This is a genomic window from Mycobacterium sp. 1164985.4 (genome assembly GCF_001668575.1).
Classification (GTDB): Bacteria; Actinomycetota; Actinomycetes; order Mycobacteriales; family Mycobacteriaceae; genus Mycobacterium.
Genome location: NZ_LZMD01000078.1, coordinates 1 through 11,206 on the forward strand (window position 1 = coordinate 1; position 11,206 = coordinate 11,206).

General features: G+C 63.1%; 5 protein-coding genes. 3 read left to right on the plus strand and 2 right to left on the minus strand.

Annotation, left to right across the window (positions count from 1 at the left end; genetic code table 11):
• The first annotated feature begins 179 nt into the window (after nt 1–179).
• The gene (locus tag A5650_RS16390; protein ID WP_067293560.1) at nt 180–1,229 is read left to right on the plus strand and encodes a sulfotransferase family protein; all 1,050 of its coding nucleotides are present in this window, start codon (nt 180–182) and stop codon (nt 1,227–1,229) included.
• An 84-nt stretch (nt 1,230–1,313) separates the two neighbouring features.
• Here the strand turns inward: A5650_RS16390 and A5650_RS16395 are convergent, their stop codons facing one another.
• Nucleotides 1,314–2,318 carry a class I SAM-dependent methyltransferase gene (locus tag A5650_RS16395; RefSeq protein ID WP_082950794.1) on the minus strand — a complete coding sequence of 335 codons (1,005 nt, stop codon included), beginning with the start codon at nt 2,316–2,318 and terminating at the stop codon, nt 1,314–1,316.
• Between the two features lie 111 nt (nt 2,319–2,429).
• Nucleotides 2,430–3,695 (minus strand): hypothetical protein, encoded by a 1,266-nt coding sequence (locus A5650_RS27690; protein WP_156744163.1) that lies wholly within the window; start codon nt 3,693–3,695, stop codon nt 2,430–2,432.
• A gap of 419 nt (nt 3,696–4,114) precedes the next feature.
• Here A5650_RS27690 and A5650_RS16405 point away from each other — a divergent pair, with 419 nt between their 5' ends.
• Entirely contained in the window at nt 4,115–5,695 is a 1,581-nt protein-coding gene (locus tag A5650_RS16405) for an MFS transporter (protein ID WP_067293568.1), read from the plus strand.
• A gap of 301 nt (nt 5,696–5,996) precedes the next feature.
• The coding region (locus A5650_RS16410; RefSeq protein ID WP_156744162.1) for a non-ribosomal peptide synthetase at nt 5,997–11,206 on the plus strand (5,210 nt) is incomplete at its 3' end.

Genomic DNA, 11,206 nt, shown 5'->3' on the forward strand with positions numbered 1-11,206 from the left:
CTACGTCACCGGCAACATCACCGTGCACCCCGTCAACTGCGGACACGACGAAATGATGACCCCCCAAGCACTTGCAACGTACGGCGACCAACTGAACAGCTTGCTCAAAGGGTGAGGGGGCATCCGTGGTTTCTGGTTCTGAATGGTGTCCGGAGACAGTCTGATGGAATTTTCTGCGAATGACTGAACCCGGCGAACGCATTGCTGCAAACCAATTCTCAGCATCGTCTCCGGCTGAGTCGCGTCGCGTTGTGCTGTTCGTATTGGGCGTCGGTCGGTCGGGATCGTCGGCGCTGACGCGGGTTCTTTCGCTCTGCGGTGGCACGCTTCCGGCCGGAATACGACACCCCGACTGGCACAATCCGCGTGGGTATTGGGAACCTCGCGCATCCCTCAGCCTCAACGAGACGATTCTGCGCCGGCAGGGCAGCGCAGGTTTTGACTTCTCGCTGCGCTTACTGGAAGAGGATGCATTTGACGACGACGAGCGGGCCGACTGTGTCGACAGGGTCGGCACCTTCCTCGAGAAGCTTCCGGCCGCACCGCTTGTAGTGATCAAGGATTCCTACATCACGAATATTTCCGACATATGGTTTGATGCGGCGCGGCTGACGGGAGTCGATGTCGCGGCGGTGATTCCGGTACGCCACCCGCACGAGGTCATCGCGTCGCAAGCAGCGGCCGGTCCTATGTCGCCGGAACTCACGAGCGCGATTTGGTTGAAATACACGCTGTTGGCCGAAAGACAAACGCGCGGCCTGCCGCGTGTTTTCGTCAGCTACGCCGATCTCCTCGACGACTGGCGCCGAGAATTGGCGCGCATCTCCAAGTCGCTCGCAATTGACCTCCGCCCGCGAGACGAAGCGGCTATCGAGGAGTTCCTCACACCAGATCTTCGGCATCAGCGGTATTCAGGCCCAGTTACAGAACGGTTCGGCACAGACTGGATGTCCACGGCCTATGACGCTATGCAAGCCGCCTCGCGGGACAAGCCCTGGGATGAGTCGGTGCTCGATCGCGTCTTCGAGGAGTATCGACTAACTGAACACGACTTCCGCACGGCGTTCGAGAACTACCAAGCGCTGGTGTCCATGGGAGTAGACCGCGTGTACTCCAACCGCGTGCCGTTCCGCCCGACCATCAAGAAGCTGATTCACGAAGCTGTCGCGACAGCCCGTGGGCGCAAGGGAATCTGGGCCGATTTCCGCTCGAGACCATCACGCGGTTGATGTGTCGATTGACCGACCAGCCCATTGCTGCCGACGAAAGACGATGCGCACGTGCGCTCTCGTCTCGGGCCACAGAACCGCGATCTACAGGGGGACCGCGTTCGCCCGAACCCTTGCCGAGAGATGTTGATCAGAGCCACCACGACCACCGAGGACGGTGAATCCCGTTGGCTTGAGCATATTTTCGAGAACTCGCAGCTTCTCCAAGGGCTTCAGCGCTCGGAAACGTTGCCTCAACGACTCAGTTGAGAACAGGTCCTCCGGCGTTTGGCACAGGTAGCGCATGTCGCCAGTCTCAACTTCGTTGAGGTCGACCAACTTGCTCGAGTCAAGAAGGTTGATGTTGTTGACCGCGGCCCAATCGAGTTCTGTGCAATCCTGCAGCAAGCCGATGATTTCTTCAAACCGGTATGCATTGACGATCGGATGGAGGTAGGCGTCCACGTCGATACTTACCTGGCTCACTTCGGATTTGGCTTGCGCCGCGGTGCTACCATACTGCTTGACCTCGAGGTTCACTCCCATGTCGCGCAGCACCTGCAAACCCGCGTCGAACCCCTCCGAGCGTTTCCAGAGCGTCAACAGCGTCTGCCGATCGAGCAATCGCTGGTGTTCGCCCAATGAGTGATACAGCCACAGGATCAGGATCCCGTCCTCGCCGAGCAAAGTCGTGAGGAATTGTATTCCGCGGCTCGGATCCTCTAGGTGGTGCACGACGCCGATCGAAAGAATGAGATCGAAGGCGGATGGTGGACTGAAATCCAACATTTCAGATCTGCAGAATTCGACATTCCGAATACCGTGTTTGTCCCTGAGGGCCTCGGCAACCGCTAGTGAGGCTGCAGTCATGTCAAGGCCAACGAACTGCGCCTTGGGATAACGCCGAGCCACGGCAAGAAGCCGTTGACCGGTGCCACAGCCAGCGTCGAGTATCCTCCTGCCCGACAGGTCGTCTTCGCCGAATACCGTGAACAAGCTGTTCGCGACGTCCGGAATCAACGAATCCCCGACGGTGGGACTCGGGTACGGATAGGCCTCGTACATCGTCCGCACGTCGCTGACTGTTCCAGGCGCTGCGTTGTCAGGCATGGGCCCCTCCCTTTGGGTCGCGCACCGATCCTATAGACGGTCAGTGCTCCGATGTGACCGAAATCGCGGTTGCACAGACAGTGCCAGCAACATGGTGTTCGTCTCGGCTCGTTATTCGACCTGGCCTTCCAGGCCGAACTCAGCCAGCGTGCGCGTAGCCAGCTCGCGCAACGCCGGCTTGGTGTTCTCGGCGCCCGGCTGGTAGGCGCCGATGTTGATGACGATGTGGTCTGGGAGGCGCCAGGACTGGACCGTCATCATGCCGCCGATCTGCTCCAACCGCTTTCGTGTGTCCCCTTGGGTGGTCAGTCGCCCGGTCACATACTCGGCATCGGTGCCGTCGAGGCGGCACACAACGGAACCGAAGTCGCCGAGGTTCGAACAAAACACCGGCATATCCGGGTCGACGACTATCGCATTGTTCATCCGCTTAAGGACACGCCTGGGAATGAACGGGGTCAGCGACGCCAGTTCCAAAGACTCATCGGGTGTTTCGCGAAGAGCTTTGAGTGCTTGGCTGATGGTCTTCCGCAGTTGGGTCAAATCAGTCGTTAGCCCTTTCGGATCAAAGCTGACGGGCATATACGACACCGCGTTCGCCCGGCTGTCACCGTCGGTGCGAGTGCTTATCGGCATTCGCAGTGTGACAGTGCCGTCGCTGGCGCGTCGGCGCCCGATGTGCTCAGCGAACTTCGCGACGAGGGCGGCGACCAGAGTCCTACTCGTCCCACCCAGAGCCTCCGCACGGGCGTCCCAATCATCCAAGCCGACGTTGATCGTGACAGCTGGTATCACCACATGGTGGTCACCGTCGCTGCCAGTGACGGCGCCCGGCCGCGCAGCCCGCGGATGGGCACCGTCTTGCCGATCACGGCGGGCCTGTCTCGCGGCCGCGACAAGTGCCCGGGCGGCCGCTGGCACATCCCGCGCTGTTTGCCCGGAATCCTGAACCACCGCTCGCAGTCGGGTAAGTGAGCGAGGCGGTGGATACCCGAGATCTCGCTCGTTGTCGTTCACGGCATCGAGGAGCGCGCTGACAAGCCCGAGTCCGTCAGCCACGTGGTGCGAGATGACGAGGCTGACCGCCGTCGAGCCGTCCGTGAGTGGAAGTACACCGAGGTGCCAGCCGGGCCCCGACTCGGGATCGATGGTGAGTTGCGTTCGTTCGTCGGCCCAATCACTCACTTCAGAGCGTGGGCGGGCGCTACCGGCGATATCAATGTCCGACGGACCGCGATCCAGGACCCACCGGGAGCGGGCGAACGGCAGAGGCGAACGCTCTATCCGCCGTCCCAACAACCCGTGGCCGAGGTTGTACTGAAAACGCCTCAGCCCGTCGAAGTCAACGGGATGCTGGTAAACCCAGACGACCTGCATGACCGGCTTCCAGTCGGTAGCGAGTTGCCCGACGAACAAGGCATGGTCCACAGGTGTGAGCCGATTGTCCGGCTGACCATCACCTTTGAACGCGCGACTGATGGGGGAGTCACGTGCAGGGCGTATCCGGAGCGTCACTGATCAGCCTTTGCCAGCACGCGGCGATTATTTCATCTGGTCGCTCGAGAGATCACCGAAATGGGAAGCCGTCCGCGTGATCACTGCAAGCGCCCGGAAGCATCGACCCCCGCCCCTACGCAATTGGATCGAACGGTTTACCACGGAGGCCACTTAGCTATCGGTATGCTCGCATCGGGTGGGATCGGGATACAGACGCATCGAACGGCTCAAGCCGCCTGACCCAACGATTGTCAACACGACGGCAGCGCTGCCCACGTTGCTGCAGGGGGTACTCCGGTATGGCGGCTCGCTACGACGCAGAGCGGGCAGTACCTCACTTGACGACAGAGCCGGCGAATCTTTCGACTCCGATGGCCGCGGAACGGACCGCCCCGCGCCATCGGAAGAAATACGCCCCGACGCGGCTTCCACCCCGCCGGTTCATCGCCGCGATCATCGCGATCGGCAGCATGGAGCTGATGGCCGCGATGGAACTCACCATCGGCATCGTCGCTCTTCCGAAGGTTCAGAACGACATGGAACTGACGAGCGCCGGCCGAAGCTGGGTCATATTCGCCACCCTGCTCACCGCCAACGGACTGATGCTGGTGGGCGGCCGTCTGGGCGACACGATCGGGCGGAAGCGTGCTTTCGTCATCGGGGTCGCCCTATCCACCTTCTCCTCGCTGATGTGTGGGCTCGCCTGGAATGAGACCGTCCTCATTGTGGGCCGCCTGCTGAAGGGCGTGTCTGTCGCGATCCTTGCGCCGACCTGCCTGGCACTGGTGGCGACCACCTTTCCGAAGGGTCAATTGCGTAACACCGCGACGGCTGTTTTTGGCGCGATGGTCAGTATCGGCTCGGTGATGGGCCTCATCGTGGGAGGAATCCTCACCGATCTGTCCTGGCGGTTGGCCGTTTCCGTGGCCGTGCCGATCGGCCTGCTGGCGCTCTTCCTGGCACGTACCGCGCTGCGCGAAACCCAGAAGGAGCGAATGAAGCTCGACGCCACCGGTGCTCTGCTGACCACTCTGGGCTTCACCGCGGTGGTGCTGGGCTTCTCGATGGGTCCAGAGTGGGGCTGGCTGTCGCCCGCCACGATTGGCTCAGGCGTAGCGGCCCTTTCGGCTTTCGTGGCGTTCGCCGTGGTGGAACGCCGGGCGGACAACCCGGTCGTACCGTTCGATCTGTTCCTCGACCGCAACCGGCTTGCGACGTTTGCGGCCCTGTTTCTCACCGGTGGCGTGATGACAACCCTCATTCTCGTCGTCACCGTGTACGTGCAAGACATCATGGGCTACAGCACGTTGCGTGCGGGCGTCAGTTTCATTCCGTTCGCTCTCGGAGCCGCCATCGGCATGGGCGCGTCATCACGACTGGTGACGAAATTCCCTCCACGCATGGTGGTGATTGCCGGCTGCACTCTGCTGCTCATAGGCGTGCTGTACGGCTCGACGCTCAACCGCGGCACACCGTACCTTCCAAACTTGGCTCTGCCCATCGCCGTCGGTGGTATCGGTATTGGCATGGTCACCGTTCCCCTGGTTCTGTCGGTGATCACCACCGTCGGTTACGACCGGATCGGACCGACCTCCGCGATCGCCGTGATACTGCAGGGCCTTGGTGGTCCCGTGGTGCTGGCCGTCATCCAGGCTGTCATCACTTCGCGGACGCTGCACTTGGGCGGTACAAGCGGGCCCGCGAAGAACATGAACCCCGCTCAGCTCAACGCATTGGACCATGGCTATACGTACGGCCTGTTGTGGCTGAGCGGGGTCGTCGTCCTGCTCGGTGTCGCAGCCCTGTTCATTCGCTACACGGCCGAGGATGTGGCGCGGGCACAGGAAGCCAAGAAAGCCGTCGACGCCCAGCGATTGTGACCGCACACTGAAGTTGCATCGGCAATCGCGCTGGGTTGCGCGGCGTGCCGAGCGGCGGGCATTCCGAGGGCAGTCAACCAATCCGCAGCAATTCCGGCCATATTCGCTGGAAGCGGCGGTATCATCCGCCCATGTTGGTCGGGGTTCGGGCTCGCGCCATGCGCCGACGCGACGCGGTCGGGCGGTTGTGTCGATTCTTGGTCACGTCGAACGGAACCGCATGGATACCGGCACGAGAGTTTGCGTGAAAAGTCGATAGCGGACCGGGCTTCTGATAATTGAGCCGGCGGGTTGGGGGCCGATGGAGTTGGACAACCAGGCGCTTCCACTAACGCGCGGCCAGCTCGAGATATGGCTTGCGCAGGAAACGAGTCGACTCCGCGCGGAATGGCAGCTCGGCCTGTTCGTGAGAATCGTCGGTCGGGTGCAACGAGATGCACTCGAGTGGGCGATCCGTCGAACGGTGGGGGAAGCTGAGCCGCTCAGGGCCGCCTTCGCGGAGGTGGATGGCCAGATCGTGCAGAGCGTGATCGATTACCCCGATATCGAGTTGCCGTTCCATGATCTGAGTGGTGCCGACGATCCGGTCGAGGAAGTCCACGCGAAGGCAGCGTCGATCCAACGTACGCCGATGCCGCTCTCCGGCCCGCTGTTCAAGTTCGCATTGTTTCAGGCGCGGCCTGATGAGTTTTACCTGTTCTTCTGCTGCCACCACATCGTCGTCGACGGATCCGGCGTCGCGTTGATCGCCCAGCGGGTGGCAGCCATCTATTCGGCGCTCGTTTCAGGCGCACCTGTTCCTGCCGGCTTCTTCGGCTCACTGCATGAACTGGTCGATTGCGAGTTCGCCTACGAAGCATCCAGCGATTATCTGAACGATCGCGCCTATTGGTCCGCGAACCTTCCGACCGAGATGGAACCGTCCTACCGCCTGCCCTTCGTGGAAGACGACGGTGCTCAGAGTCTGCCGTCCGCGCCGGTTGCGCTGGACCCCGAAATCCTGCGCCGGGTCGAGCGCTTCGCCCGTATGTCGAAGGTGCCGCAATCAACTGTGATCACCGCGGCGTGCGCGCTCTTGGTCCACGGATGGTGTGCGGTCGGCTCAGAGGTGGTGCTCGACTTCCCGGTCAGCAGGCGGGTGCGTCCAGAGTCCAAGACCCTCCCCGGCATGGTGGCCGGAACGGTACCGCTGGTGCTGTGGGTGCCACCAGACTCCACAGTGGTCGCGTTCTGTGAAGTTGTGGACGGCCGAATCCGAGAAGCGTTGGAGCATCAGCGCTTCCCGGTGCAGACCCTCGAACGCAGAGCTCGTTTGGGCGGTTCGGGCAAGCTTGCCGGTCGGGTGACTGTCAACTTCTTGCCCGCTCGGTTTTCCATGCCGTTCGGCGGTGCCCAGGCATCGGCGTCCTTGACCAACGGTGCCGTTGTCGACGGTTTCGGACTGTTCTTTTCCAGTGCGGGTGACAAGCTGTTCCTCAGCACGGTCGGTGCAGGGCAGCCGTGGTCCCGTTTCGATGTCTCTGAACTGGCGGGCCGGTTGGAACTCGTGTTGGCGGCGATGATCGCTGATCCGGTGCGGCGGCTGTCGTCAATCGAGCTACTCGACGGCCGCGAAGGCGCCGGTTTGGCGAGCTGGGGTAATCGGGCCGCATTGACCGCACCAATCACGCCCGTGTCGATTCCGGCGATGTTCGCCGCACAGGTGCGGTGTGCTTCGGAGACGGTGGCGTTGACGTGCGCGGGCCGTTCGTGGACGTATCGCGAGCTCGACGAGGCGTCGAACCGGCTGGCGCACTTCTTGGCCGCACGGGGTGCGGGTCCGGGACAGTATGTGGCGCTGCTGTTTCCGCGTTGCGCCCAGGCGGTCATGGCGATGCTGGGTGTACTCAAAGTCGGCGCAGCGTATCTCCCGATCGACCCGACTCACCCGGCGTCGCGTATCGAGTTCATGATCGCCGACGCCGCACCGATCGCCGCGATCACCACCGCCGACCTGGTTGAGCGATTGGCCGGCTGTGAGTTGCCGGGCATCGTTGTCGACGACCCTCGCATGGACGGCTATCCGGACTCGCCTCTGTCACACCCGTCGCCCGAGGACATTGCGTATCTGATCTACACCTCGGGCACCACCGGGATCCCGAAAGGTGTGTCCATCACCCATCACAACGTCACCCGCCTGTTCGGGCCGCGACTCAACCTTCAGTCAGGACAGGCGTGGTCACAGTGCCATTCGTTGGCGTTCGACTTCTCAGTGTGGGAGATCTTCGGTGCGCTGCTGAGCGGTGGGCGGCTTGTGGTGGCGCCCGAGCAGGTGGTCGCTTCCCCGGAAGCGTTGCGCACCTTCCTGATTGACGAGCAGATCGATGTGCTGGGGCAGACGCCCTCGGCGGCGGGTATGTTGTCGACCGACGAATTGCAGACGACGACGTTGGTGGTGGCCGGAGAGCCTTGTCCGGCTGAGGTAGTGGATCGGTTGGCGCCCGGCCGCGTCATGATCAACGGCTACGGTCCGACCGAGACCACTGTGTACGCCACGCTCAGTACGCCGCTGATCGCGGGATCGCAGACGGTGCCGATCGGCGCGCCGGTGCCGGGGGCGGCGTTGTTCGTGCTTGATAGCTGGCTGCGCCCGGTACCCGATGGGGTGGTCGGAGAGCTGTATGTCGCGGGCTCCGGTGTCGGCGTGGGGTATTGGCGACGCGCGGGCTTGACCGGGTCCCGGTTTGTGGCGTGTCCGTTCGGTGGTGGTGGAGCGCCAGGACTAAGGATGTATCGCACCGGGGACCTGGTCTGGTGGGGTTCCGATGGTCAGTTGCGCTATGTGGGGCGTGCTGATGAGCAGGTCAAGATCCGCGGTTATCGCATCGAGTTGGGTGAAGTCCAGGCGGCGCTGAATGCACTCGACGGGGTGGATCAGGCGGTGGTGATTGCGCGCGAGGACCGCCCTGGTGACAAGCGTCTGGTCGGCTATGTGACCGGGACTGTGGACCCGGCGGGAATCCGCGCGGTGCTGGCGGAAAAGCTGCCGGGTTATATGGTGCCGACCGCGGTGGTGGCGCTTGACGCTTTGCCATTGACGGTCAACGGCAAACTCGACATCCGCTCTCTGCCCGCGCCGGACTACTCCGATGCCAAGCACTACCGCGCCCCCGCCACCTTCACCGAGGAGGTCCTGGTCGGCATCTACGCCCAGGTGTTGGGGGTGGATCAGGTCGGGGTCGACGACTCCTTCTTCGAGCTCGGCGGCGATTCGCTGTCGGTGATGCGGCTCGTCGCCGCGGTGAACGCCAGTCTGCCCAGCCACCTCACCGTTCGTGCGGTGTTTGAGGCGCCCACGGTTTCTCAGTTGGTACCCCGTATCGGTGGGGCTGAGGACGGGTTCGCGCCGTTGGTGGCTGTTGAGCGGCCGGCTGTGGTGCCGTTGTCGTTCGCGCAGAACCGGTTGTGGTTCGTCGACCAGTTGCAGGGCCCCTCACCGGTTTACAACATGGCGGTGGCTTTGCGGCTGAGCGGGGAGCTGGATGCCGGTGCTTTGGGTGCGGCGCTGATTGATGTGGTGGGCCGTCATGAGAGCCTGCGCACTTTGTTCAGGGCGGAAGACGGTATTCCGCGGCAGGTGGTGATGCCGGTCGAGCTGGCTGATTTCGGTTGGCAGGTCGTCGATGCCGGCGGGTGGCCGGAAGCGCGGTTGGGTGAGGCCATCGACGCTGCGGTGCGTGACACGTTTGATCTGGCGCACGAGATTCCGCTGCGGGCAAAGCTTTTCCGCATCAGCGACGATGAGCATGTGTTGGTGGCGGTGGCGCATCATATCGCTGCTGATGGTTGGTCGATCAATCCGCTGGTGCGGGATTTGGGGGTGGCTTACGCTGCCCGCAGTGCGGGGCAGGCGCCGGCGTGGGCGCCGTTGCCGGTGCAGTACGTCGATTACACGTTGTGGCAGCGTGAGCAGTTGGGCGCTCTCGACGATCCCGGTAGTCGTATCGGGACGCAGCTGGCTTACTGGGAGCACGCCCTGGCCGGAATGCCTGAGCAGTTGGTGTTGCCCACGGATCGGCCGTATCCGCCGGTGGCCGATTACCGCGGGGCCAGTGTGGCAGTCGATTGGCCCGCGGAGTTGCAGCAGCGAATCGTTCGGGTGGCTCGCGAGCACAATGCGACCACCTTCATGGTGATGCAGTCAGCGTTGGCGGTGCTTTTGTCGAAGCTGAGTGCCAGCGACGATGTGGCGGTGGCGTTTCCGATCGCGGGGCGTCGCGATTCGGCGCTTGATGAGTTGGTGGGTTTTTTCGTCAACGCGTTGGTGTTGCGGGTCGATCTGGCTGGTGATCCCAGTGTCGGCGAGTTGTTGGGACAGGTGCGGGCGCGCAGCCTGGCCGCTTTTGAGCATCAGGATGCGCCGTTTGAGGTGTTGGTGGAGCGGCTCAACCCGACCCGCAGCCTGACTCATCACCCGCTGGTGCAGGTGACCTTGGCCTGGCAGAACTGGCAGAACGAGGACCCAGTCGAGCGCAGTCTGGGCGATGTTCGCGTCACCCCGCTGCCGGCCGATACTCGCACGGCTCGGATGGATTTGACGTTTTTCCTGGCTGAGCGTTGGACTGAGGCCGGTGAGTTCGCGGGGATATCGGGGGCGGTGGAGTATCGCACTGATGTGTTTGATGCGGTCAGTATTGAGGCGTTGATCGAGCGTTTTGAGCGGGTGTTGTTGGCGGTGACCGAGGATCCGTCGCGGCGGTTGTCGTCGGTGGATCTGCTCGACGACGCAGAGCACGTCGTGTTGGCGGGGTGGGGTAATCGGGCGGTGTTGGGCGCGCCGGCGACCGGGGTGTCGATTCCGGAGGTGTTCGCTGCGCAGGTGGCCCGCGCCCCGCAGGCATCGGCGCTGACGTTCGGGGACCGCTCGTGGTCGTATGAAGAGCTCGATGTGGCGTCGAATCGGTTGGCGCACTTGCTGACTGGCTACGGGGTCGGCCCGGGTGAGCGGGTGGGGTTGTTGGTGCCGCGGTCGGGTGAGGCGATCGTGGCGATGTTGGGGGTGCTCAAGTCGGGGGCGGTCTATGTGCCGATCGACCCGGCGCATCCGGACGCGCGGATTGAGTTCATTCTCAGTGATGCCGAGCCGGTCGCGATCGTGACGACGGCCGCGTTGTCTGAGCGGTTGGCCGGGCAGGACCGGCTGGTCGTCGATATCAGTGACAGCGCCGTCCTCGACGCCCAGCCCGGCACCGCGCTGACCGGACCGGCGCCCGATGACATCGCGTATGTGATCTACACCTCGGGCACCACCGGTGTTCCGAAGGGGGTGGCGGTTGCGCATCGCAATGTGACCCAGTTGATGGAGTCGTTGCATGCGCCGTTGCCGGTGGCGGGGGTGTGGTCGCAGTGGCATTCGTTGGCTTTTGACGCTTCGGTGCAGGAGATTTTCGGGGCGTTGTTGGGTGGCGGGCGGCTGGTGGTGGTGCCCGATGAGGTGGCCCGCTCCCCAGAAGACCTGCATGCCTTGCTTGT

Excerpts from the sequence above, each read along its gene's own strand:
- A5650_RS16390 (WP_067293560.1), top strand. The coding sequence starts at position 180 with ATGACTGAACCCGGCGAACGCATTGCTGCAAACCAATTCTCAGCATCG.
- A5650_RS27690 (WP_156744163.1), bottom strand. The coding sequence starts at position 3,695 with ATGCAGGTCGTCTGGGTTTACCAGCATCCCGTTGACTTCGACGGGCTG.
- A5650_RS16395 (WP_082950794.1), bottom strand. The coding sequence starts at position 2,318 with ATGCCTGACAACGCAGCGCCTGGAACAGTCAGCGACGTGCGGACGATG.
- A5650_RS16405 (WP_067293568.1), top strand. The coding sequence starts at position 4,115 with ATGGCGGCTCGCTACGACGCAGAGCGGGCAGTACCTCACTTGACGACA.